The organism is Streptomyces sp. NPDC034037 (genome assembly GCF_055575715.1).
In genome coordinates, this window is the sequence record NZ_JBVISC010000015.1 from 79,315 (window position 1) to 101,873 (window position 22,559).

Sequence of the window (22,559 nt, forward strand, 5' to 3'; positions counted from 1 at the left end):
CACGAGGTATGGTCACTCTTGCCTGTGTGGCTGTCGCTGTATATCTCGTGTGCGGAATAGTTGGAAGCCTTAGTGGGGCAGGAGCGAAAGATGCCTGGCTCTATCCGCTGCCCGTGATTATCGCCGTCAGTCTGGGAATGGGCGTGGTCAGATACCGGAGGGGATAAACCCTCTTGCAGAGCCCCTCGCTCACAGAGCGAGGGGCTCTGCATGTTGACAGGGGAGCTGTCGCCGGGGGTTCGGTCGAGGAAGTTCCGGACCACGGCTCGTGGAGCGGTACGTCGCGCAAGCTCAAGTGGCCCCGCCGCGGCCTCCGGGATCGCATAGAGCGTGAGGTCAAGAAGCGGTGGCAGCCACAGATTCGGGCGAAGGCCAAGAAGAGGGCCGCGAGCACCGGCGACCTGGTCGTCACCACCCGGGCCCGCTTCGGCTTCACCGCCGCCCCACGACCGACGACGCTCGGATCCGCGACATCAGCCAGGCCCTGCCGCCGCGCTGGGCGGACCGCCTCTTCGAGGCCCGCGACAGCGGTGCCAACGAGCAGCAGCTCCAGCGCCTCGCGGCCGAAGGACTTACGGAGATGGACTTCCGGAACAACAACACCCGGGCGGGCGGCCTAAGCGTGGAGTTCACCGACGTGGAGCACATCCAGATCGACCTGTAGGCACGTACGCAAGCGCCCTGCCCCGGGCATTCCTGTGACTGAGCGCTTCATTTGGCGAGTGAGCGCGCGAGTTGGGGAGTGGAGTGTTCAGCGCCGGCGGGACGGTACGCGATCGGCTTCGAGGTCGAGACGCATTGCTTCACGCAGCCGTGTGAGGGCAGCTTCGTACTCGGCGCGGCCACTTGAGTAGGCCTCATCCCAAGCAAGGGTGCCGGCTGCGGCGAGGTCCCGTACGTCACGCAGTCGGCGGAAGGCGTTCTCGGAAGCGGCAATTACGTGCGACGCGGCCATGATCGACATCTGATATCGCACTCCGTAGCACGGGGCGAAGCTGTCACGGGCGGAGCGTGCCCGTTCAAGGGATTCCATCTCCTGGTTGCGCGCCAGGCTACGGAAGGCGTTTCGGGCCTGAGAGAGGCATGTGAGGTAATCGCTGTACAAGGCCCGTCGTACCCCGAATAGTCGATCGTCCTGTTCGCGGCGCCAGCGGCTGCGGTCGAGCAGGGCGGCGGAGGCGGTCGCGATCAGGGCACCGATCACGGCACTGACCAGCGTCATCCACGGCATGAGCCAGAGGGTAGAGCGCACGCGCTCGCACCGAAACAGCACAAAAGTGGCCACGTACCAGCGGCGTCCAAAGGGGACTGCTCAGCTCGGTCGAGCGGTCCTCCCAGACTGGCCTGAAAGCCCAGCTCGGAAGCAGAGCACCAGGGAACTGGTGCGTCTCGCTCAGCTGCCGTATGTGACGAGCAGAATGAACCCGCCAGCAAAGACCGCGAACAGCAGGAGACAGCCGAGCAACTGTCGACCCTGCGCGTCCGCTCGTGCGGCCTCATGCCGGGCAATGCCCCGGGCCACACCTCGCGCGATCTGCTCCTCGTCGTCCACGTCCCTCTCCCAATGTTCGATCGTTACACATTGTGGGAGTGAAGGCACATGGGCCCGCCCGAGGGCCATTGATCGGAGGCTGCGCTCAACCCGACAACTGAAGCACTCAGCTTGTCATTTATCCAGTTCGACGCGGTTTCGTACCGACTTTGTGGTGAGCGGGACGACCGAATGCCTCGCCGGTAGCGAGGACTCTGCTCACATCGTGCCGGGCGGCCGGGCGGCGGTTCTTCGAGCCCGGCGGCCTGCCTGGCCCGGGCCGGGAAGGTTTCGGTGCACCTGCCGGAGACCCGGTCTTCGCGTGCAGGTTTCTGAACCCTCTGCGGACGCGGGCGGGCGTCAGCTTGTTCGCCTCTGTCGGCCTCTCCCAGGGCCTGCGGAGGTCGGCGGCGAGCGGTCGGGCGAGCCGGAGCTGGGCATAGGCGGCGATCACCAGCCAGGTCCACCGGTCGGCCGCTTCCGAGCTGCGGAGTCGGGGCTTGGTCAACCCGAGGGTCTGCTTGAACAGGCGAAATGTGTGCTCGATGTCGAAACGGCGGAGGAAGGACTGCCAGCAGCGGTCAACATCCGCTTCGGCGGCGCCGGTGCGCGACCACCACAGCCAGACCGGCTTGTTGACCCCGCCGCTGGGCAGCGTCTGAACGACCAGGCGGATGACCGTGCCCTCGGCCGCATCACCCGGTCTGAACAGAGCCGACCGAGGATCTCGACGGGCAGGTCGCCCAGCAGGTGGGCGATGCGCGGGCGTCGTATCCGGCGTCCAGCACGACCAGGACCTCCGGGTTACCCGGCCGCCACTGGCCGGCGGCAACGAGCCGCTCGACGACCTCGCGGATCTGCACCGTGGTCACCGCGGCGACGTCGGCGCCGGGCTCCAGGCGGACCGCGTCCAGCACCGCCGTCCAGGACGTGCGACCGGTTTCCAGCGCGGCCACGACCGAGTACGGCCAGCCGGGCACCATCTGATGCTTGCCCTCACCCCGGCCGAACGTGTGACAAAAGGACCGGTCAGCGCAGGTGTTGGCGTCCGGCCGCAGCCACGACGAGACATCCACCGCGAGCACGAGCCGGCCGTCAGCCGCCCTCGGCAGCGGCCCTGCAGCGCAGGGACGAGGCGCGATGCGGGCGCGCTATCGTGGAGTCCTCTTATCTGCGGTTTTTGTGATCTGGCAGGAGTATCCGAGTGCCCGAGGACCCCATCGCTCACAGCGAGCTCGCTGCCCTGACCCGACGCTTTGAGGAGGTCGCGGAGAAGCACGACCGGGAGTTCGGGATCATCAAGTCCGACCTCACCGCGGTACGCCTCCAGATCGGCAACCTGGACCAGAAGGTCGAAGCTCTCGACAAGAAGATCGACCGGAACCAGGCCCAAATCATCGAGCTGCTCACCCAGCTCGTGGGGCAGCGCCCCGACGCCGGCTGATTTTCCGGGCCCGTACGCGATGGCGGCCCCGACCAGACACCCTCTGGTCGGGGCCGTGGTGTGTCCGGGGTCAGTTTCCTGCGAGCAGGTGTTCCTGCCGGGCCTGGACGAGGCCGCGCCAGGCGGAGCGGACCTCGTGGTCGCTCTTGGTCCAGCGGGTGGTCGAGAGCTCCGGAAAGGGCAGGCCGGCCATGAAGTGGGCGATGTCGGTGAAGTAGGCGAAGTCGCCAGTGACGGTGAGCGCGCGGAGCCGGTCGATGGTGGCGGCCAGGTCCTGATCCTCACCGCGGGCGGCGTGGTGGAAGGCGAGGGCGAGCTCCACGAACCGGTGGAGGAAGGGGAGCCCCGCGGCCTGAATATCGGTCCCCAGGCTCTCGGCGCGAGCGGTGACGTCGCCGGTTCCGGCGTCCTTGATCAGGGCGGCGATCTGGGCGAGGAGGGTGTTGGAGCGCTGGTCGAGGCCATCGAGGAGCTGGTGGGCGAGGGCGAGCTCGTCGGCGGCGCGGTCGGGGTCGGCGAAGGAGAGGGCGAGGGCGAGGCGAACCTGCATCATGGCGCGCTCGCCGGCGGCGCCGTGTTGTTCCGCTTCGGCGCGGCCGGCTTCGAAGGCGGCGACGGCGGCCGCGGTGTCGGCGTGGGACCAGTGGATGTCGCCCAGGACGCGGTGGTGGCGGCCCTTCCAGCCCAAGGTGGGGACGGCGGCCAGGGCGGTGGGGAAGTCGCCGGCGAGGCGGGCCAGGTTGGCAAGGCCGCGGCGGGCCTTGGGGGCGAGGCGGCCGCCGGCGTCGGCGACCTGCTGCATCCCGGCGCGGGCGGCATCGTTGTGGCTGAGGTCCTTGTGGGCCTTGGCCCGGTAGTACAGGGCCATCTCGGTCAGCTCGGTTGGCAGCAGTCCAGTGTCCAGGACTGCGGTGAGGCGATCCGCGGTGCGCTGGCGATGTTCGTGCTGGCGGCGGGTGATCGCGGTGAGGAGTTCGGCCACGGCATCGGCGGGGGTGCCCGGTGCCGGGTCGGTGGAGACGGTTAGGCCGAGGGGTTCCCAGACGGAGTCGTCGGTGTAGGCGTGGGCGGCTTCGATGAGCCAGCCCAGGCCGGTCAGGCGGTGGTCGCGGGCCAGGAGCAGGCCCTGGCGCAGGCACGCCACCAGCAACATGCGGCTGGGGGTGGCGGCCGCGGCGGTGGTCCACTGCTCGCCGAGGGCGGCCAGGGCGCGGGCGGCGGCCTGGTGCCAGTCCGTGTCGGTCCACCGGTCTTCGCTGTGGTCGTCGGTGCGCACCACGCTGCGGATCGCGCGGTGCAGGTGGTAGGGCCACAGGGCGAACGGGTTCTCGGTGACGAGGGGGCGTTCCACCAGGCGCCGGGCCACGGCCTGGTGTGTCAGGCCCGCGGCGTGGGTGGCCAGTTCGAGGTCGAAGGCGTCCAGCAGTGATGCCGAGCGCAGGACGTGGCGTTCCTCAGGGGTGAGGTCGGACAGCACCCGGGCCAAGAGGGCGGGGAAGGTGCAGTCGAAGTCGGCCGGCTCGGGGGTGAGGCCGGTGCGGCGGATTTCCAGGAACCGGCTGACCGCGAGGTCGAGGTGGAGGGGCAGGCCGTGGGACCGCTCGGTGATCACGGTGCGGATGGCGGGAGCGATGAGGGGCTGGCCGTCCTTGACCAGGCGGCGGGCGAGATGGTCGTCGCAGTCCTCGGGGGAGAGGTCGCCCAGCAGGTGCTGCCGCCCGCCCGGCGTGCGCGGTGCCGGCACGGTGCCGGACGTGGTGGTCAGGCCGGGCCAGGCGGTGGGGCCGGTGTAGTCGAGTTGTCCGTGCAGTGCCGGATCGGCCCACTGCAGGCGCGAGCGGCCGCTGACGACGAACAGGCAGGCGGGCATCAGCCACACCACGCGCTGCAGCAGCCGTTCGAAGTCGCGGTGGCGGTCGGCGGCGTCCTCGAAGGTGTCCAGCAGGATCACCGGGGTGACCTTGCTGCCTGCGGGCAGCCGGTCCAGCTCCCATGCCAGCAGGTGCGGGTAGAAGGACAGTGCCTCGAAGTCGGGTTCGGCCTCCAGCAGCGGGGCCAGCCGCGCGCAGCCGGCCAGCGCCTTCACCGTCTGTCGCCGTTCGCGCAGCGCCCCGACGAGCGCGCCGGTGACCTGCCCGACCACCGAGCCGACGGTGCCGGGCAACAGCAACGCCTGGGCGACGTCGCTCAGGGCGCTCTGTGTCTGCTGCGGCAGGCTTTTGCCGAAGCGGCCGGCCAGGCCGCCGCGGTCGAGGTAGGACTCCAGCGGATCGCCGGGATGGCGCACTTCCCAGTACCGGCGCAGGGTGATGTCGAAGGCGGGCAGCGGCCGGGCCACCGCGGCGGCGAGCGCGGCCCGGATGCTCAGCACGACGTCCTCGAAGCTGGTGCCGGCCGAGCGGGCCAGGTCGATCCGTACGGGCACGATCGTGTGCCCGGCCCATACTGGCTCGCCCCACTGGGCGGGGCGCTGGCCGGCGCCGCCGAGGGCGGCTTCGACTTTGCGCAGGAAGGTGGACTTGCCCACGCCGCCCACCCCGTGGAAGGACACGATGTTGGTGCGCGGCGCCTCGAGGTCGGCCGCATCGAAGCCGGGTGCGGTGACGTGCCGCAGGTGCTCTTCGAGCGCGGTGGCGAACAGTTCCCACTGGCGCTCGCGGTTGGTGAACGCCTCGCTCGTGTCGATGGGTTCGTTCGAGCTGAACAGGGCACGCAGATCGGTCACTTGATTCCCCCACCGAATGATCACCAGGCAGTCCAGCCTATGCCCGAGCCCGCCCCGCCCGGCAGCCCCAACCCGGCCGTCAGCGCTGCCGGGCCGAATCCAGCCGCAGCATGCGGGGCCCTCGCAAGGGGCCGACGGTTTGCCGGGGTGCGACAGGGGGCTTGAGAATGAGCCCTTCTTGTTCTCCTTCGACTTGGTGGCTCTTGTGCACGACCCCGCGCTTCCCAACCCTGACGATGACGCCCAGGCCGGCCAGGACACTGGGGCTGTGCCTCCGGACGGGCAGGGGGAAGTGGTGGACGATGCGGCGGCGGCACAGCTGCTGACCCAGGTGATCGCCCGGTACTCCCAGCTGATCCACACCGAACGCCGGGCCGGAACCGATCCACGGCGGCTTGAGGAGCTGCTCGCGCAGCAGCGAGCCTGCGTCCAGGACCGCGCCCGACTCGCAGAAGCCGGCGCCGGAGAAGTGGCGCGGCTCGCGGCCCTCTACGCGGACCGGCTGAAGGCGCTGGAGGACGTGTAGGGCCGCGCGGGCAGGGCGGCCACCGCGGCGGGCCCGCGCAGCCGGGAAGGCAGCAGGTGCTCGGGCATCAACAAACGCGCCAGCTGGGCGATCTGCTCCAGGTCGCGGCGGTAGTGCGGCAGCTGCGCGCGCAGCCGCCGCTGGATCGCCCAGAACCGGGCGGCCTCCCGATCGGTGTACGGGCGGTGGTGCTCGGCGACCAGCGCCTGGAGCGCGCCCGCCGGCCGCGCCCACATCCCGTCGGACGCGCGCTCGTTGCGGTACAGCACGTTGCCGTCCCGCCGCATCACCGTGACCAGGTCGGCGACCGGTACCTGCTCGGCGGCCGCCACCGCCTCCCCCAGCGCCGCGAAATGCTCGTCGTGCCCCTCGGCGGTGGTGAACCGGCCCGCTGCGCCCAGCCGCAGTAGCTGCGCGCAGCGCTCTGCGGTGCCCTGGCGGGAGTCGGCGGCCCGTACGGCGAGCACCACCAGCTCCACGCGGTATCCCGCCTGCCGGTACAGCATCGCGGCGTTGACGAACGCGGCCGCGCTGGAAGGGGCGATCTCGATGACCGCGTCGCTGCGCCGCTCGCGTACGTACTGTTCGGCCAGGACCTGCCAGGCCCGGTAGTCCGCGCGGATGCGGGCGCCGGCGGTGCGGGGTTCCTCCTGCAGCAGCTGGTGGTAGTCGGGGTGGGCGGCTTTGAAGTCGTCGCCGCTGATCTTGGTGGGCCGACCGCGCAGGGAGCGCAGGATCATCCGCGTCAGGTTCGTCTTGCCGGACCCGGGCTGGCCCATGAGGTAGACCACGACGGGCCTCTCCTGCGGGCTGGTGCGCGCGGCGAGGTCCGGCAGGATCAGGTTGTCGAAGATCCACCGGTGTTCCTCGCCGGTCAGCCGGTGGTAGTCGACGCCGGGTGCCTCACTCCTAGGTTGGGCGATCCGTCGCACCGGCTCCGCCAGTGCGGCGGCGCGTTCGGCGTTGCGCCGTACGGCCAGGGACCAGTCCTCGGGCAGGCGCGGGTCGTGGGCGCGCCGGTCGGCATCTGCGAGCTGACGGCGAAACGCGCCGGTCTCGGCCGGAGTCCACTTGCGGGCGCGTTCGGCCAGCACTGTCTCGCGCGCACCCGGTGAGCGGGACCACTGCCCGCCGGCCGTGTGCTCGTTGATGTACAGCACCTGCGCGCCGCGCCGTACGACGACGACCCGGTCGGCCAGGTGCCCGGCCTCGATGTCCGCCAGGACCTCCACGAGCGCCTGGGCGCAGGCGTCGTGGTTGTCCCAGGACACATACCGGGCCCGGCCTTCTTCGGCCAGGCGCAGGTAGCGGTCCAGCACCCCGAGCTGGCTGACCGCCTCTGGCACCGCCAGGGCCACGAACTCGATCCGGTACCCGGCCCGCCGGTAGACGGCGGCCGCCGCCCTGAAGGCGGCCGGATCGGCCAAGGCCTCCTCGACGACCACGTCGTAGCGATGTGCACGCGCGTGGGCCTCAAGTTCGGCCTGCCACCGGTAGGTCTCCGGCCGCACCCGCACCCCGGCCGTCCGCACATCCTCTGCCAGGAAGGCGCGGTAGTGCGGATGGACGGCCTTGTACGTGTCCCGCTCCACCCGCACCACACCACCACGCTGGTCAAGAGCCGCCTGCACCAGGTCCATCACCAGCGTCTTGCCGCTGCCGGCCTGCCCGGCCACGAACACCACCACCGGCTGCTCCTGGGCGACCGCACCCGCCGTCAGCTGCGGCACGATCACCTTGGCGAGCACCTCGCCGTACTCCTCCACCAACGTCTCCCGGCCGCCTTCGCGCTCTTCTGATCCGATCCGGTGTGCCGGTCCGGCCCGCGCGTGACACCGCCGCAGGCCAGAGCGGGCCCGGCCTCCTACTGGGAGTCCAGCTTCTGGCGCAGCTGGTCCAGGGTGGAGCCGTCGGGCGTGTGCCACAGGGTCCAGCCGTTGATGACGTTCCCCGTGATGGCTTCCGCTGCCTTCGACGGCGAGGGGAACGGGGAGGAGTGGCCGTCGACGATGAGCTGGCCGTCGGCGGTCACGACAGCGCGGCCCGACCGGCCCGCGCGGCGCTGGGTGAAGGTCAGGACGGTGTCCGGCTTCAGCAGGCCGGCCTGCATCAGCGCGGCGAGTGGCCCGTGGGGGACGACGGGCGCGGACGGCGCCTCATCGGCCCCATCGCCGAGGGACAGGGTGACATGGATGGTGTCGTCACCGCTCGCGCTGGTGAGACGGGCGATGACGGCGGGGTCGAAGTGAATGCTGAGCGTGGCCATGCGGTCTCCTGTCAGGCGGGGCATCAAGACCCCTTCCGCTTGCTTTCGCTTCGACCTTATGCAGTACAAGCTACTTACGTCTACTCTCGTTCTCAGTAGTTCAGCAGAAATCTACTAGCGCTCGTAGCCCGCTCCACTACCGCAGCTGCTCCTGCTGACGGTGCCGATCATGCTGTTGGACTGCTTGCTCAGGAAAGGCGCGGGCCATCCAGTCCGCTGGGGCGCCGACCTGGCGCAGCGTTGCGATCTGCCGGTCGTAGTCGTGTCCTTCAGGGCTGGCGTGGACGCGCAGGTAGATGGGGTCGTCGTTGCCGGTGGTGTGGCCGTCGAAGTAGAAGGCGCAGGTGTGATCCCACTGGTAGGGGGTGTCGGGTTCGGCGCAGTGGCAGAACCGGTGGGCCACGTGGGCCGACAGCCCCCAGCGGGGGTGGCACAGTCGCTGCAGGAGCTGGTCGTGCCAGCGGGCCCGGGGGTGGGCGGTGCGGGCGTCGATTTTCCAGCTGTCGCCGTCGTCCCAGCACTGGACCCGGTAGAAGGCCGTGACGGTGTGGAAGAGCGCGATACGCCGCAGCAGCCCGCTGCCCACCGTGGCCCGTCTGGCCCGGGAGCCTTCGAGACTGGGACAGGCACTGAGGTAGGCGGATTCCACGCCATCAAGTTGGGGGGTGGTCCACAGCGGCCGCAGACCGTTGTCTTCGCACCAGCGCCTGTGCCGGCGCTCGATGTCTGCCCAGTTCTCCGTCAGCCCTTTGGGCAAGGCGAGCACGAGCGTGGCTGTCTGCCCAGGGTCTTTCACCATGTGCAGGTGCAGTTGCCGGCCATCGGCATTGATGCCGCTCATCCGCAGCCCGGAGATCCCGTGCGGGTCGTCGCCGCTTCCTGGTGCGGGGGCCGCGGGCAGCAGCCGGCTCAGACAGTGCTCGGGGAAGGAGTACCGCCTGTGCCCCATGTGGGCGTCGAGGTGCAGCGTGAGGGACGTGGCGGCGCTGCTCAGGGACGTGATGCCGAAGGGGTGCGCGCACAGGTCCGGCGCGGTGCCCAGTTGCTCGAGGACGAGGCTCTCCAGCCGGGCCTGTGCCGGCGAGGCCGCGGACGCCGGGTGGCTGGTGCGATGGCCGGTGCGGCGGTACTGCCCGCTGCACTCGGACCAGTAGCGAAGTTTGCGGGATTCCCACGAGGAGCGGTCGCTCACGGCAGTGCCTTTCCGACGCGCCTCTGCCCGATCCCGGCACGTCAACGAACACTGACGAGCTGCTGATGTGATTCCCGTGTGGTGCAGGCCGGTGCAGTACCACGCTCCTTGCGTTCCGGTGCGCCGGATCGGGCGGCGGTCGGAACGTGGCCCGCCTCGGGCCTTACCCGCCCATCATCCAGCCGGTAACCGAGTCAGAACCGGCAACACCGTCACGGTTCACTCGGACGGACGCATGCGGCCCGCGGGAGGAGGAGCTGAGGGGGGAAGTGGTCGGCTAGCTCCCCGGTAAGGCATGCGTCGGCGCCGGTAACGCCAGCCACACTGCGGTCAGCTGGTCGACCAGGTGCTCCAGTTCGCCGGCATCGACCGGGCCCCAGGCGGCGGCGAAAGCTGGGGCCGCCTCGGTCCGACGGCCGTCAACCCAAGCCGTGCAGCGCGCCGTCCGTTCCGGACCGCCGCCTCCCTGTGCGCCGAGCAGAACCTGGCCACCCTCGACGAGGCGGTCGTCCACAACACCTATGCCCTCCTCGGCGGCGGCCTGCGTGACTGAGACCCCGCCCACCACCGCGGCGACCGAGGACCCCGCCGCCCGGCCCGTCGTCCCGCACCGCACCGTCCGCGTCGTCATCGACGCCGGCGACGACCCGGGCCTGGGCCGGCGCCTGGCCGCCCTCGAAGCACCCACCCGGATCGTGGTCCGCCCCAACCCTGTACGGTCCGCCACCGACCTGGTGTGGGACGTCCTGGCCGCCGCGGGCAAGAACCCCGCCGCGATCCACTCCCCGCGCATGAGCGTCGCCGACGCATGGAAGGCCGTCGCCGCCTGGCTGTCCGCCGCCCGTGTCACCGACGTCATCGTGGAACGCGCCCACCGGCTCCTGCCCGGCGAGCCGCTCGACCTCGCCAAGCTCGCCGACCGAATCGACGCCGACCTGTGGCTGATCTGGTCCTCGCCCGCCGACCCGACCCGCACCTGCAACTCGATCGAGAGCCTCGGCCGCTCCCGCCGCACCGGCGGCCGTCTCCCGCACAGCGGACCCCACCGCGACGTCCGCGTGATCGGCATCAGCATCTTCCAGGACCTGCTGCCGCTGCCCGTCCCGGCCGCCCGCCAGCCGCTCAACCCCGACGAACACCCCGACCCCGACGCCGACTGGCCGGCCCTGCCGGCCGTCGACTTCCCCCTCTTCCTCGCCACCTGCCGCCGCCGCCTCGCAGGCGACACCTTCGACCAGCTCAACCTCACCTACCGCACCGAAGCCCAGCGCACCGACGAGTTCGTACGCCGCCACCGCAACCAGCTCACCCCGAACCGCACCCCCGGCGAGTTGCAGCGGCAGCTCAACGCCTACCTGCGCGACGAACGCCTCGGCACCGCCGCCAGCCCTCGCCTCGCCCTCATCCGCCTCCGCGCCATCCAGGCATCCCTACTCACCCGCGGCGTCCTGCTGCGCTGGCAGCACACCGCCCTCGGACCCGCCGCCCCCGACAGGCTCACCACCTGGCTCACCCCCGGCATCTGTCGGGCCCTGCGCGCCACCGTCTCCACCCACGCCGCCGCCGTCACCGTGCTCTCCCTGCACCTGACCGCCGCCCCCGACCGCTTCGCCCACCTGCTGTGCCGCAACGTCGACGAAGCGGGCCGCTACCTGTACCTGCCGACCTTCGCCGACCACGCCGTCTACCTCCGCGCCGACTGGGCCCACCAGCTCGACCGCCGCGACGAGGACGAGTGCCCCAGCTACGCTCGCACCACCGGCAAGACCCTCCTCCCGCCGTACGCGGCCGACATCATCGCCGCCCACCTCGCCCACCGCCGCGCGGACGGCGCCGGCACCCGCCGCCGCTTCTTCGCCGACCCGAAGAACCCCGACCTCGACGCCACCGACCGCGCACTGACCGAGGTGGTCTTGCGCACCTGCCGCCGCATCGGCGTGGATCCGCTCTGGCTGCACCGTGGCTCCTGCCAGGCCACCCAGCTCGGCGCCGGCCCCGCCCCGCTCACCGACTGGATGGCCGCGCGCCGCCTCGACGTGGACATCCTCAGCGACCAGGGCGCCGCCCTGTGACCGGCCCCGGCCCCTACAAGCCCCCGCGCTACAAACCCCGCGGCTGGGGCGAGGAACTACGCCGCCGCCAGCACAACGCGGGCATGACCGCGTGGGAGCTCGCCGACCTCCTCGGCGTCCACGAGCACGACATCTCCCTGGACAACCTGCCCAACCAGCCCCTGCACGTCGTTCTCGAACTCGCCCGACGCCTCGACCTCCACCCCGGCGACCTCACCCCGTACGCCGCCGAGGTCTACCACCACCCCCGCTACTTCGACGCCCAGCTCCCGCCCGAGCCCGCCCCCGGCACCGACACCGACGCCCTCGCCGTCCTCAACGCGCTCGCCCACGCCGGCCGCCCGCTCACCGCCGACTTCCTCGCCGAATCCCTCGGCTGGAACCTCGACCGCGTCACCGACGCCATCGAACGCGCCTGGGCATACCCCCACCTCGCCGGGCCGTACGCTTTGCGCCGCGCGGCCCCCGCCCACTTCACCCTCAGCCCGCGCTTGGACGTCCTCACCGACCGGCAGATGAACTGGGTTCACCCCGCCAACCACACCGAGCCCTGGCGGCACCCGAGCGATGCGCACTACCGGCCGCTCCAACGCGACGTCCTCAGTCGGCAGGACGCGGCCGTACTGTTCCAGGCGTCCTACGAGGGCTCCGTCTCCACCGGCCCCGAGGAACCGACCGCAGCCACCGTCGCCGGCCTGCTCGACGCAGGGCTCCTGGTCCGCGCCGACGACAGCACCGCCGTCCTGGCCGACGACGTCCGGTACAGCCTCCGCCTCACCGACGCCGACGACGTCAGTACCTACTGACACACCTCACGTCGGAACCGCTGACATCTGCTGTCGGAACCCGCTGCCATCCTGATGTCGGCCGACACGCCAACTATCGTGCTCGTCCGCCAACCATCCCGCTCGGTCGCAGCGGCCTTCTTGCGTGTCCACCTTCGCCTCCCCAGCAAATCCGAATGGGTAAAAAACTAGGTTAAAGATCAGGGTAAACGGTGCTAGGGTGAGGGCACGAGAGGAGATCGACATGGCGTCCGAGGAAGAGTTGTTCGCGAACATCGACGCGTTGCTGGAGGAGGAGCCTCAGCTCCCGCCCCCGGCGGAGCGCGCCCGCCTTCGTGAGGCCGCCGGCATCACCCAGGCCCGCCTTGCGCAGGCTCTGAAGTCGTCCGTGCAGACGGTCAAGAACTACGAGAACGGGCGGAGCGAGCCGAAGTCGCCGCGCCTGGAGGCGTACCAGCGGCTCCTCAAAGGGTGGGCGGCGAAGTACCCCGCCCACGGCACTCCCGCCGCCCCGGCCCCCGTGGCCACGCCTCAGCCCGCCCCGGTGCCGGACACGTTCACCGGCCCGGCCGCGTCCGAGGCCCCCGAGACGGCCGCCCCGGCAAAGACGCCCGCCGCACCCGCCGCGCCGGAGCGTCCCTCCCGGTCGGCCGGGCGCCCGGCGACGTCGTCCCGGCGCCCGGCAGCGAAGAAGGCCGCCACGCCCGCGACCGACCCGCGCTTCCCGCACGGCCCGCTGGCCGTCCTGGATGGCGACGGCTCCGCGTACGCGGTGGGCGGCGTCGTGCTGGACTGCCCGGCCACCACCGTGGCGGAACTGGTGGAGTGGACGCTGCGCGAGTCCGGTCTCGGCGCGCCGAAGCTCAACCGGTACGGCAAGGACTCCGATCCGCTGATCGTGCTCACCGCGGCCGCCGCCGTGAAGCTGGGGCTGCCCGAGCGCCTGGAGGGCCACGAGCAGCGCCGCTCCCTGCGCCTCCCGGAGGACCACCCGGTCGTCAAGCAGGTCGCGAAGGCCAAGTGGCAGCTCACCCAGCGCGGGTTCGGCCCGTGGGCGCGGATCTACCACAAGGCGCAGGGCCGCGACCGCCAGTGCGTGCAGCTGGCGATCCTGTCCTGGGACGCCCTCGACGAGCGCTCCTGGCCCGGCGTCTCGGAGATGGAGCCAGCCGACATCGCCCGCGTCCTTGGGGTGTACGCCCAGCGGGTCATCACCCCGCGCGGCTCCACCGCCGTCTCCGGCCTCGAGCTGATGACAGCGCTGCGCCCGCCGACGAAGGCCGTGCAAGACCCAGCCACCGGAAACTGGGTGTCCGGATACAACCCGGGCAGCCTCGGCACCGAGCCCATGGACCCGGCGCCGCCGGAGGCCACCCCGGAACACCCCGTCGTCGTCAACAGCGGCTGGACCGGCGGCTTCCTGAACGAGGAGGCGTACCAGTGGATGCGGGACGTGGACACGCTCTCCGACGAGGAGTGCACCCTGCCGTGGGCGGTCGGCCTCGACCTCAACACGGCGTTCCTCGCCGCCGCGGCCCGCCTGATCGTCGGCCTCAGCGCGCCCGACCACTTCCACGCCCCCGCGTTCAACCCGAAGATCCCCGGAAGCTGGCTGGCCGACGTCTCCCACATCGAGCTGGACCCGCGCCTGCCCAGCCCGTTCACGCCGGACGGCTCCCGCCCGGCCGGCCCGGCCTGGTACCAGACGCACACCCTCGCCTACGCCCAGGAGCTCGGCTACGACGTGCACCCGATCGAGGCGTACCTGCGCCGCGAGACCGGTGCGTACCTCGACCCGTGGCACGACCGCCTCAAGAACGCCTACGTCGACACCCTCGCCGACATGGGCGTCACCCGGGACCTGTCCGACGCCGAGTTCCTGGCGGCAATGGAGCACCACAAGGAGAAGGACCCGGCGCTGGCCGCCGTCCTCGCGGCAATCAAGGCCACGGTCAAGGGCGGCGTCGGCAAGCTCCGTGAGCGCCCCCAGGGCAAGCACTACAAGGAGGGCGAGACGTGGCCGGCCCTGTCCCGGCCGACGTGGCGCCCCGACATTAGGGCCGCCGTCATCAGCAAGGCCCGGGTCAACATGCACCGCAAGCTGCGCAACATGGCGGACATGACCGGCCTGTACCCGCTGGCCGTGCTGTCCGACTGCGTCGTCTACCCGAGCCCGGGGACATCGCCGCTCGACTTCCTCCCCTACGCCGCCTCGGGCAAGCCACAGCCCGGCGGATTCCGCCTCGGGCCCACGCCCGGCCTGGCGAAGCTGGAGGGCGTCCAGCAGATGCTGTGGGCGGTCGACTTGATGGAGAAGGGCCTGAACCCGGCCCGCCACATCAAGGGCGGCGACGCCGTCCTGGACGAAGGGGAGTAGACCGTGGGGGAGATCGACGACGCGATCGAGCGGGCCGACCGCGAGGCATTCACCAAGGACCCGCCCAAGACCCTCAAGGGCCAGATCGGCTTCCTGCTCAAGCAGTTCGGCAGCGCGAAGGCCGTCGCGTCAGAGCTCGGGGTCACCGCCGACTCCGTCAACCGCTACCGGCGCGGCGCCCGCAAGCACGCCCGCGCCGACGTCGCCGCGAAGATCGACGACGCCGTACGGCAGCGGTGGCAGCCGCTGGTGCGCAAGCGCCGGCAGAAGCAGGCCGCCACCACAGGCGGAATCACGGTGGAAACGAGGGCCCGGTTCGGCTACACCGCACCGGTCGGCACGACCGACGACGGACGGTTCCGCCGACTCACCGTGCACCTCCCCCCGCAGTACGCGCAGCGCCTCTTCGACGCCCGCAACGCGGGCGCCAGCGACCAGCAGATGCGCGGAATCATCGCCGAAGGGTTTAAAGAAGTGTATTTCCAGGACGGCGGCGGCCGCGCTATGGGACTGTCGGACGTGGAAATCAACGACATCGATTACCTCGATCTGGACTACTGAATAGGAGCGGAAAGCATGACCACGCAATTCCCGCCCATCGACCGCGACAAGAGCCACCTGACCGCCGTGGACGAAGAGGCCGCGCGCCTGGCCGACGCCCTGGAGGACCACCCGGACGCCAGCGACGTCACCGACTCCGGCGCCGCGGGCGACATCGTCTTCACCGCGGCCGGGCGCACCTGGGTGCTCGACTTCCAGCACGGCCCCGACGGCGAGGTCTTCCCGTCGACCGGCGCCCCGGCCCCGGCCCCGGCCGACGGTCCCGCCGCCGACGTGCTCCGCGACGTGGTCGTCCCCGCGCTCCTGGCCCACCCCGCCTACCGGGCCGCCACCGCCGACGACGACGACACCCTCACGGTCCACCTGGCCACCGGCCGCCACTACACCCTGGCCCTGACCCCGGCCGCCTGACCCCCGGTCGACACACCACGGGCCGGGCCCCGGCATCGCAACTGCCGGGGCCCGGCCCTCGGGATCTGCTCATCACCACATTCACGGCGATCCGGCGCGCGTACCGTGGAGCGACGCCCTTCAAGGAGGCCACGATGAGTAACCAACCTGACCACGCTCCTCCTTGCACCGCTATTGCGGCCTACCGTCATCCAGACCTCGCAGACGTCCTGCTCTGCGCCGAACACGGGAAGAACTGGGAGGGAATGGTTCCCATGACCTCCGCTGAGGTGCCCTTCGGCGCCTTCTGCAGCTGGGGAACGGACGACGACATGATCGTGTGCGGACGGGCACTCCATAAGAAGAGGTCCCGCCGATGAGCGCGCGGCCCGACCACGCACCCGTCACGCCGTACGCCCCCGCTCCCGAAGGGCCGGCCGAACTCCTCGCCCAGCTGCGCGCCGACGCGCGCGCCGACTCCTGGGTGCCGGCCTTCGAGCGAGAGTGGGCCGCCGCCCTCGAGGAATCCCGGCGCACGTTCTCCCTCGGCGGGCTGTACGCGGTCGTCCAGGAGTGGCAGGGCCGTCTCGCCTCAGCTCCGGCTGTCGACGCGTTCGTCGCCTCCGGCTACGACGACAGCGACTTCATCGACATGGCGGAGCTCCGCGGGCGGCGCCGGTGACCGAGCAGCCGTACGCGGTCCGCTTCTCCGCTCCGGCTGCGAAGGTCCTCGACACCCTGCCCGAGCACGTCGAAGACATGGTGTGGGACGTCCTGGACGCCGCCGCCGGCGCTCCGTGGGGCTTCCAGCAGTGGAACGCCGACGACCCGGAGGGCGAGGACGTGCGCCACGCCTCCGTTGGCCAGCTGTCCCTCACCTACTGGGTGAACCGGCCCCTGCGCCGTCTGTCCGTCCTGACCATCACCTGGCTCGGGTAGCCACCGGTGACAACGGCCTGACCCCGGCATCGCAACTGCCGGGGTCAGGGCGTTTCCGATCGTAGCCACGGCCGTACCCACCAGTTGCCACCTGGGCGGCAACGCGTATCCAACCGTGTTGCCAGAAGGCCGGCTGCCATCGTGGTGGCTGGAAAGGCCCCTGACGCGGTCACCCGGTGATCCCCTACGCTCTGCGCCCCAGCAACCCAGCCACCACCGCGGAGCCCCAGTGAGCAGCCAGAACGAGACCACCACCGACAGCGACGCCTCCGGCCCGAAGCGCCCGTTGCAGGACCTGGCCACCGGCAACTTGAACATCGTGGCCCTGATCGCCCTGGTGGGCGGCTTCGCGGCCTTGCTGTGCGCCGTCGTCTACCTCTTCTCCATGACCTACACCCTGGTGCACTACCGCTCCTGGGACGACCTCGCCACGTGGCCGGCGTTCTTCGTCTCCCTGATCTTCGCCGTCCTTGCCCTGCTCTCCAGCATCCCGCTGCTCATCTCGCAGAACGAGGCCCGCTCCACCGTCGTCGGCCGCTGCACCCTGTGGGGCACGTGCCTGGCCCTGGCCGGCCTGCAGCTCGCCGCCGCCGTTCTGGGCGACGCTTCCTTCTCGCTGTCGGCCCTCGTCGGGATGACGGCGGTCATCGGCGTCGCCAGCTTCGCGGAGGTGGCCGGGCACGGCGTCGCGGAGTCCTGAACCCCCGCCCTCGTCCTGTGAGGATGTGAGCCTCACAACCCATTTCCGCAGGTAGACGGAGTGAGTTGTGAGTCTATGAGGCTGTGAGGGGCTGCGTGACACGGTGGCAGTACCTGCCGTAGCTGGCCCGGCCGCCCGTGCCCGAAGGGTGACACGCCGCCCCTCTCCCGGGTGAATCCCGCGCCCACGGCTCCCCGTTCCTACCTCTTGCGGGTGACACCGTGTCAGTCCCGCTCCCTACCGTCCAAACCGTTCCCCCGCGCGCCCCGGCGGGCGCTCGACGAACGGTGGTGATCCCTCCTTGTCCCTGGTCGACGGGCTGCGAAGCCCCCACTCCCCCCTGCGCCGGTTCCTGGACCGCGAACTGTCCGCCGGCCCAGGCCCGCTGCGGCAGAACTACCGCGCCCAGCACCGCACCGACCACGTGCTGCTCCCGCCGCCCGGCGTCGGCACCGAAGCCGGCACCGTCGGCACGGCAATCGACCAGCGCCTGCGCCTGGCCTTCACCGCGGCCGCGCCCGTGGACGACGCCGCCCTCATCGGGATCGAGCTCACCGGCCGGATCGGCAGCCACGGTGAGGGCCTGCGGATGCGCGCGGTCGGCAACGAGCTCGCCGCGCGCATGACCGAGACCGTCCAGGGCCTCGACCTCGACAACCGCGACCTGCCTCTCGACCGCGCCCAGGACGAAGAAGAGGACCTGGCTCGCATGCTCATCGCCGCGGCCTGGTACCAGGTCCTGGCCCGCACTCCCATCGGCTTCGCCTTCACCCCACTCGCCGGGGCCGCCCTGCAGGACCCCCGCAGCTTCACCCTCACGCGCCTGCTTCAGCTCCCGCACCCCGACATGGTCGACGACATCGTCAACCAGCTCCACAAGGCCACCCACAGCCCCCTTCAGGACGTGCGCGCCCGGACCCGGCCCGAGGACTGCCACGGCGGCCCGACGTTCGCCGGCGCCCGCATCACGGCGGATGCCGACCTCGCTGTCGACGGCCTGCTGCTCGACTTCAAAAGCACCCGCCACCCGCTCAAGGAGATGTCCCAGCGCACCGCCTGGCAGCTCGCCGGCTACCTCCTCCTCGACGCCGCCGACGTCTACCGGATCGACACCGTCGGCCTGTACCTCACCCGCACCGGCGTCCTCGCCTCCTGGCCCGTCGAAGACTTCCTCGACCTGCTCGGCGCCTGCCGCCGCGACCTCACCGAGCTGCGCGCCGTCTTCCGCGAACTCCTCACCGGCTGCCACGGCCACGCCGACGCCCCCTACTTCACCACCCAGGAAGAGGTCGACCACGTCCGGCGGCTGCTGGAGCGCCTGACCCCGGTTGCCGCTCCCGGCTGCTGCCCGGTCTGCCTCCAGCCCCTGCCCCAGGCCACCCGCCGCCCCCGGAAGTTCTGCACCACCCGATGCCGCGAACGGGCCCAGGTCCTGCGCAACCGCGGACTGATGCCCGGCGGCCCACGCCCCCTGATCCCCGGACCCCGACCTCCACACCCCGAGTTCCCCGACGACGCGCCGCCTATGAGCCTCACAGTCCGTTTCCGCAGGTAGACGAGGTGAGCTGTGAGGGTATGAGGCTGTGAGGTGGAGCTCGCGGCCCGCGCTCCCGCACGCCCTGGTGGTGCCCGCCGGCGCGGAGGACGATGAAGTCGTGAGCGAGCCCCCCGAGGACCAGGAGCACGGCGTCGAACCCGCGCGGCCGCCGCTCACCGCGGCCCGCGCCCGGGAGATGACGGCCGGGCTGCGCGAGGCGATGGACGACGTCCGGCGCTCCGTCGCGCTGCTCGCCGCCCGGGTCCGCGCCGCGCACGCTGCCCGCGTCTGGCTCCCCCTGGAGCACAGCAGCTGGGAGTCGTACTGCCGGGCGGAGTTCGGCATCAGCCGCGCCCAGGCGTACCGGCTCCTCGACGTCGCCCGCGCGCTCGCCGCGATCCACGACGCCGTCACCGCCAGCCCCAGTCTGTCTCGCACGCGAGACACCGACGCGGGCACCGCGGCCGCGCTCGACTACGGCCTGTCCCAGCGGGCCCTGATCGCCGTCTCCGGCCGCACGGACGCCGTCGCGGAGATCATCACCCGCCGACTCACCGCGCTCGCCCACAGCGGCCTCCAGGCCCTCGACACGGCCACGGTGCGCGCCGTGGTCCGCCAGGCCGTCCGCGACGTCCGCAGCGCGCCACCCCCGGCGCCCGTCGAACCGCCGGCGGACCCGGCCGACGCCGCGCTGCGCGCCGTCGTCGACGATCTGGCGGCGTGCTCGCACCAGCTCGGAGAGCTGATGCTCGAAGTCGCCCCGGCGTACCTGTCCGACACCGAGGCCGCCGACGTCCTGGCGCTCCTGTGCGACGAGATCGGGGAGACGGTGGAGAACGGACTCGCTGCCCGCCGCTACGCCCTGACGGGGGATCGCCGGGCCCTGGCCGGGACTCTGCTGTAGTCGCTGTTGCTCGTGGTCCTGGTCGTGCTCGTGGTCTGCTGCCCGGCCGCGCATCGGGTCCAGCGCAGCATTTACATGGGCCAGGGGCGCACGGCGGACGGCTGCTGCATACAGCGTCCGTGCTCCGAAGGGCCGCCGGTTGTTCTGCTCCTCCAGAACAAGCCGGTTCACCTGGTGCTACCGGCCGTCCGTTGTCGCAGCGGACACGGCTTGCGTTTGTTCTGCTCTCCCAGAACAAGCCGGTTTACGTAGTGCTACCGGCTTGATCGCGGGCAGGCATGAAGGAGGCGCCGCACCCGGAGGTGCAGCGCCTATGTGTCTTCGCGGGGCCAGGAGCCCGCTGGAGAGCCGTTCAGGGGCCTCAGTGGGGTGTTCAGCCGGTGGCGGCGAGATTGGCCACCTGGGCGGCGAACCGGGCCCGCCGCTGCTCGGTGAAGCTCTCGGGGTCGGCGGCCTTGATCTCGGGCACCGCCATGACGGGGGAGGACACCGCACCGCCGGTCAGCAACGGGTGGAGCTGGTAGCGACCGTCCTCGAGGCCCCAGGCGAGTCCGCACTCACGCAGCTCCTTGAAGCCGCGGTTCACGGTCGGCTTGCTCGCGCCCAGCTCGCGCGCCATCTCGTTCTGGCTGATCTCGGCGGTGCCGGTCTCCGGGTCGCTGAGGTACAGCAGCTGGTCCAGGACGCGGCGGCCGGCGGTGGAGACGTCGACCAGGGCCAGGAGGCGCAGGACGTCACGAGAGATCGTGACGGGTGCCTCGGTGGGAGGGCTGGGGACGTAAGAGCTACTCACGGAGCCTCACCACTTCCGATCCGGTTGACGTGTAACGAGGATATGCCGCGCGCGGTCATGCGCTCACCTTGCGCACGGGCCGACGCTGCCGCAGCGTGACGACCTTCTCCTTGCGGCGAGCCGACTCAGCGGCCTTCTTCTCAGCCTCGCGGGCCTGGCGCCACTCGGTGGGGTAGTCGGAGTGCGGGATGATGCAGGCCGGGCCCTCCGCGCTGTTCCACAGCGCCTGCCACTTCTCCTGCTCGCCGGAGGTGCCGGCCACCGTGAGCCACGGGTTCAGCTGGAGGATCCCGCGCTTGGCGGTGCGCATCCAGCCGATGTGCGCGAAGAACTGCGACGCCTCGTTCACCGAGGCCGCCGACAAGTTGCACCGGGCCTGGAGGTCGCGCTGGCTCGTCTTTACGAAGCCGCGGGCGGCGGCCCGGAGGTTGTCGTCGGCGCGGTTGGCGTTCTGCAGCGCCACGAGCTTGCACCAGACCTGGAACCAGGAGCCGGGCATCTTGAGGCTGCCGAGGACGTCCATCAGCAGCCGGGCGTCCAGCACGTAGCCGCTGCACTCCGCGCTCGCGGCGAACTCGCGGCCCTTGATCTTCTCGACACCCAGGATCAAGCCGCCCTTACCGTCCGACCGCGCGACGACGCGCTCGCCGGGGCGGACGATCGGCAGCTGTTCCATCAGCACAGTCCTCCAGAGATGATCAACGTTTCGGGGAGCACGGTAGCACTAGGTAAACCGGCTTGTTCTGGAGGGGCAGAACAAACGGTGCCTCACCGTCACCTGACGACCCGTCAGTTTTGGGGGGTGTTTGTTCTAGATCTCCAGAACACCCGGGACGCGTTTGTTCTGGAGATCTAGAACAAACGGTTACACATCACCGCAGGTCAAAACCGGTTTCGACGCGGAACGCTCTTATGTGTCACTAGAGCCTGGCTGTCACACGAACCCCCGCCGACACGCCGCGCGGTGCCCGGCACAAGCAGCTGGCAGCAGCGGGCGTGTCGCCGTCGACAACCACCGGATCGAGGAGGCCGGCCCCCGTGGCTGAGCTCGCTTCGCGTGCGGGACCGCGCCCCTGTGCGGGCCTTGGACAGCAGCAGCGGCTCTGAGTCCCGGGTGGTACCGGCCGTGACGCTCAAAAGCACGGAGGCGTGGCCGGTGCCGGTGCGCGGTTCCGCCGCCCGACCCCGGGGGGCCGTTCAGCTCCGGTACCTCCGCACGTCGAATTCCGGCGCTCGCATATCTGAGCTTCCGTTCTGTGGCTGAGCAATTCACGGCCGCGCAATCTCGAATTCTGCCGGTAGTTTTTCACTGAGGGCTGGGGTGGTGCAGCTAGGACTCAAACGTTACACAGCGGGTGGTCGTGATGCATCACTCTAGCAGTGGGTTCGCTCGCCCGGGTGATGCGGCGGCGGATTCTGCACCACTCGGGGGGTTAGACGTGTATGCTGGCGTCGTACCAGTAAGCGTGAACGCGCCGATTCGGTGCTAGGGGAGGGGTTCGGGTGGAGCGCAGCGGAGCCCGTCACTACGGTGAGGCCGGCACCCGATCCGACCGACGGTCCATCATCTCCGTTGCGGGGGTGGTAACTGGGATTCCCAAGCCCTACACAGGCCCGCGCGTGATGCACCTCCCCTCGTAGCCAGCCCCGGTGATCGCGCTTGCGCGGTCGCCTCCAATTCGCGCTTGCGCGAATTGCATTCCGTCAGGAATTCCGCTTGCGGAATTCAATTCCCCCGCTTGCGGGGGAATCCGAATTGCGCTTGCGCAATTCGCGCTCTATGCCCCGGCTTGCCGGGGCATATCCCGCTCCGCGGG

At 70.7% G+C, this 22,559-nt stretch carries 22 protein-coding genes and 1 pseudogene; 14 read left to right on the plus strand and 9 right to left on the minus strand.

The genetic code is table 11. The annotated features are described in order from the left end of the window. Window positions 1-346: 346 nt before the first annotated feature. Window positions 347-664 carry a telomere-protecting terminal protein Tpg gene (tpg, locus tag ACZ516_RS33640; protein WP_469013553.1) on the plus strand — a complete coding sequence of 106 codons (318 nt, stop codon included), beginning with the start codon at window positions 347-349 and terminating at the stop codon, window positions 662-664. An 87-nt stretch (window positions 665-751) separates the two neighbouring features. Here tpg (ACZ516_RS33640) and ACZ516_RS33645 read toward each other — a convergent pair whose 3' ends face one another. The 3 genes and pseudogenes from ACZ516_RS33645 to ACZ516_RS33655 all read right to left on the minus strand — a co-directional run. Continuing rightward, a complete protein-coding gene (locus ACZ516_RS33645; RefSeq protein ID WP_469013556.1) occupies window positions 752-1,231 on the minus strand; it encodes a hypothetical protein in 480 nt (159 codons plus the stop codon). A gap of 162 nt (window positions 1,232-1,393) precedes the next feature. Next, window positions 1,394-1,552 (minus strand): hypothetical protein, encoded by a 159-nt coding sequence (locus ACZ516_RS33650; protein ID WP_469013558.1) that lies wholly within the window; start codon window positions 1,550-1,552, stop codon window positions 1,394-1,396. Between the two features lie 118 nt (window positions 1,553-1,670). Further along, window positions 1,671-2,646 (minus strand): annotated as a pseudogene (locus ACZ516_RS33655) (transposase); the annotation flags it as partial. Window positions 2,647-2,735: 89 nt separating this feature from the next. On the opposite strand from ACZ516_RS33655, the gene ACZ516_RS33660 reads away from it, so the two are divergent. After that, window positions 2,736-2,975 carry a hypothetical protein gene (locus tag ACZ516_RS33660; RefSeq protein ID WP_266542384.1) on the plus strand — a complete coding sequence of 80 codons (240 nt, stop codon included), beginning with the start codon at window positions 2,736-2,738 and terminating at the stop codon, window positions 2,973-2,975. A gap of 70 nt (window positions 2,976-3,045) precedes the next feature. On the opposite strand, the gene ACZ516_RS33665 is transcribed toward ACZ516_RS33660, so the two are convergent. Further along, a complete protein-coding gene (locus ACZ516_RS33665) occupies window positions 3,046-5,700 on the minus strand; it encodes an ATP/GTP-binding protein (protein WP_469013559.1) in 2,655 nt (884 codons plus the stop codon). A 295-nt stretch (window positions 5,701-5,995) separates the two neighbouring features. Here ACZ516_RS33665 and ACZ516_RS33670 point away from each other — a divergent pair, with 295 nt between their 5' ends. After that, window positions 5,996-6,226 carry a hypothetical protein gene (locus tag ACZ516_RS33670; protein ID WP_469013562.1) on the plus strand — a complete coding sequence of 77 codons (231 nt, stop codon included), beginning with the start codon at window positions 5,996-5,998 and terminating at the stop codon, window positions 6,224-6,226. Here the strand turns inward: ACZ516_RS33670 and ACZ516_RS33675 are convergent. The 3 genes from ACZ516_RS33675 to ACZ516_RS33685 all read right to left on the minus strand — a co-directional run bounded on the left by ACZ516_RS33675 (window position 6,190) and on the right by ACZ516_RS33685 (window position 9,684). Then, the gene (locus ACZ516_RS33675) at window positions 6,190-7,992 is read right to left on the minus strand and encodes a zeta toxin family protein (protein ID WP_469013563.1); all 1,803 of its coding nucleotides are present in this window, start codon (window positions 7,990-7,992) and stop codon (window positions 6,190-6,192) included. The genes ACZ516_RS33670 and ACZ516_RS33675 overlap by 37 nt on opposite strands. Window positions 7,993-8,090: 98 nt before the next feature. Next, window positions 8,091-8,492: a restriction system modified-DNA reader domain-containing protein gene (locus tag ACZ516_RS33680; RefSeq protein ID WP_469013564.1), complete on the minus strand. Its 402-nt coding sequence runs from the start codon at window positions 8,490-8,492 to the stop codon at window positions 8,091-8,093. Between the two features lie 136 nt (window positions 8,493-8,628). Beyond that, window positions 8,629-9,684, minus strand: coding sequence for a hypothetical protein (locus tag ACZ516_RS33685; protein ID WP_469013566.1), 1,056 nt, complete (start codon window positions 9,682-9,684; stop codon window positions 8,629-8,631). Window positions 9,685-10,030: 346 nt separating this feature from the next. Here ACZ516_RS33685 and ACZ516_RS33690 point away from each other — a divergent pair, with 346 nt between their 5' ends. The 11 genes from ACZ516_RS33690 (at window position 10,031) to ACZ516_RS33740 (ending at window position 19,949) form a co-directional block, all read left to right on the plus strand. Then, on the plus strand, window positions 10,031-10,237 hold the full coding sequence (locus ACZ516_RS33690) for a hypothetical protein (protein ID WP_469013567.1): 207 nt from the start codon (window positions 10,031-10,033) through the stop codon (window positions 10,235-10,237). Continuing rightward, complete coding sequence (locus tag ACZ516_RS33695) at window positions 10,230-11,756, plus strand: hypothetical protein (protein WP_469013569.1); 1,527 nt, start codon at window positions 10,230-10,232, stop codon at window positions 11,754-11,756. The genes ACZ516_RS33690 and ACZ516_RS33695 overlap by 8 nt, the downstream gene beginning before the upstream one ends. Then, window positions 11,753-12,562 carry a hypothetical protein gene (locus ACZ516_RS33700; RefSeq protein ID WP_469013570.1) on the plus strand — a complete coding sequence of 270 codons (810 nt, stop codon included), beginning with the start codon at window positions 11,753-11,755 and terminating at the stop codon, window positions 12,560-12,562. The genes ACZ516_RS33695 and ACZ516_RS33700 overlap by 4 nt, the downstream gene beginning before the upstream one ends. 223 nt (window positions 12,563-12,785) lie before the next feature. Continuing rightward, window positions 12,786-14,918 (plus strand): telomere-associated protein Tap, encoded by a 2,133-nt coding sequence (tap, locus tag ACZ516_RS33705; protein ID WP_469013572.1) that lies wholly within the window; start codon window positions 12,786-12,788, stop codon window positions 14,916-14,918. 3 nt (window positions 14,919-14,921) lie between these two features. Then, window positions 14,922-15,479 carry a telomere-protecting terminal protein Tpg gene (gene tpg / locus ACZ516_RS33710; RefSeq protein WP_469013574.1) on the plus strand — a complete coding sequence of 186 codons (558 nt, stop codon included), beginning with the start codon at window positions 14,922-14,924 and terminating at the stop codon, window positions 15,477-15,479. A 15-nt stretch (window positions 15,480-15,494) separates the two neighbouring features. After that, window positions 15,495-15,890: a hypothetical protein gene (locus ACZ516_RS33715; protein WP_469013575.1), complete on the plus strand. Its 396-nt coding sequence runs from the start codon at window positions 15,495-15,497 to the stop codon at window positions 15,888-15,890. A gap of 355 nt (window positions 15,891-16,245) precedes the next feature. After that, window positions 16,246-16,551, plus strand: a complete 306-nt coding sequence (locus ACZ516_RS33720; RefSeq protein ID WP_469013576.1) for a DUF6247 family protein — start codon at window positions 16,246-16,248, stop codon at window positions 16,549-16,551. Continuing rightward, window positions 16,548-16,808 carry a hypothetical protein gene (locus ACZ516_RS33725; RefSeq protein WP_469013579.1) on the plus strand — a complete coding sequence of 87 codons (261 nt, stop codon included), beginning with the start codon at window positions 16,548-16,550 and terminating at the stop codon, window positions 16,806-16,808. The genes ACZ516_RS33720 and ACZ516_RS33725 overlap by 4 nt, the downstream gene beginning before the upstream one ends. Window positions 16,809-17,037: 229 nt before the next feature. After that, window positions 17,038-17,508: a hypothetical protein gene (locus tag ACZ516_RS33730; RefSeq protein ID WP_469013580.1), complete on the plus strand. Its 471-nt coding sequence runs from the start codon at window positions 17,038-17,040 to the stop codon at window positions 17,506-17,508. A 301-nt stretch (window positions 17,509-17,809) separates the two neighbouring features. Beyond that, a complete protein-coding gene (locus ACZ516_RS33735; protein WP_469013582.1) occupies window positions 17,810-19,063 on the plus strand; it encodes a hypothetical protein in 1,254 nt (417 codons plus the stop codon). A gap of 100 nt (window positions 19,064-19,163) precedes the next feature. Beyond that, a complete protein-coding gene (locus tag ACZ516_RS33740; protein ID WP_469013585.1) occupies window positions 19,164-19,949 on the plus strand; it encodes a hypothetical protein in 786 nt (261 codons plus the stop codon). Between the two features lie 373 nt (window positions 19,950-20,322). On the opposite strand, the gene ACZ516_RS33745 is transcribed toward ACZ516_RS33740, so the two are convergent. Both ACZ516_RS33745 and ACZ516_RS33750 read right to left on the minus strand, forming a co-directional pair. Then, a complete protein-coding gene (locus ACZ516_RS33745) occupies window positions 20,323-20,742 on the minus strand; it encodes a helix-turn-helix domain-containing protein (protein WP_451519807.1) in 420 nt (139 codons plus the stop codon). A 55-nt stretch (window positions 20,743-20,797) separates the two neighbouring features. Then, the gene (locus tag ACZ516_RS33750; RefSeq protein ID WP_469013587.1) at window positions 20,798-21,418 is read right to left on the minus strand and encodes a hypothetical protein; all 621 of its coding nucleotides are present in this window, start codon (window positions 21,416-21,418) and stop codon (window positions 20,798-20,800) included. Window positions 21,419-22,559 lie beyond the last annotated feature (1,141 nt).

What these genes read in the sequence shown, in the direction of transcription:
- ACZ516_RS33645 (WP_469013556.1), bottom strand. Translation starts at nt 1,231, where the DNA reads ATGCCGTGGATGACGCTGGTCAGTGCCGTGATCGGTGCCCTGATCGCG.
- ACZ516_RS33680 (WP_469013564.1), bottom strand. Translation starts at nt 8,492, where the DNA reads ATGGCCACGCTCAGCATTCACTTCGACCCCGCCGTCATCGCCCGTCTC.
- tap (WP_469013572.1), top strand. Translation starts at nt 12,786, where the DNA reads ATGGCGTCCGAGGAAGAGTTGTTCGCGAACATCGACGCGTTGCTGGAG.
- ACZ516_RS33715 (WP_469013575.1), top strand. Translation starts at nt 15,495, where the DNA reads ATGACCACGCAATTCCCGCCCATCGACCGCGACAAGAGCCACCTGACC.
- ACZ516_RS33720 (WP_469013576.1), top strand. Translation starts at nt 16,246, where the DNA reads ATGAGCGCGCGGCCCGACCACGCACCCGTCACGCCGTACGCCCCCGCT.
- ACZ516_RS33750 (WP_469013587.1), bottom strand. Translation starts at nt 21,418, where the DNA reads ATGGAACAGCTGCCGATCGTCCGCCCCGGCGAGCGCGTCGTCGCGCGG.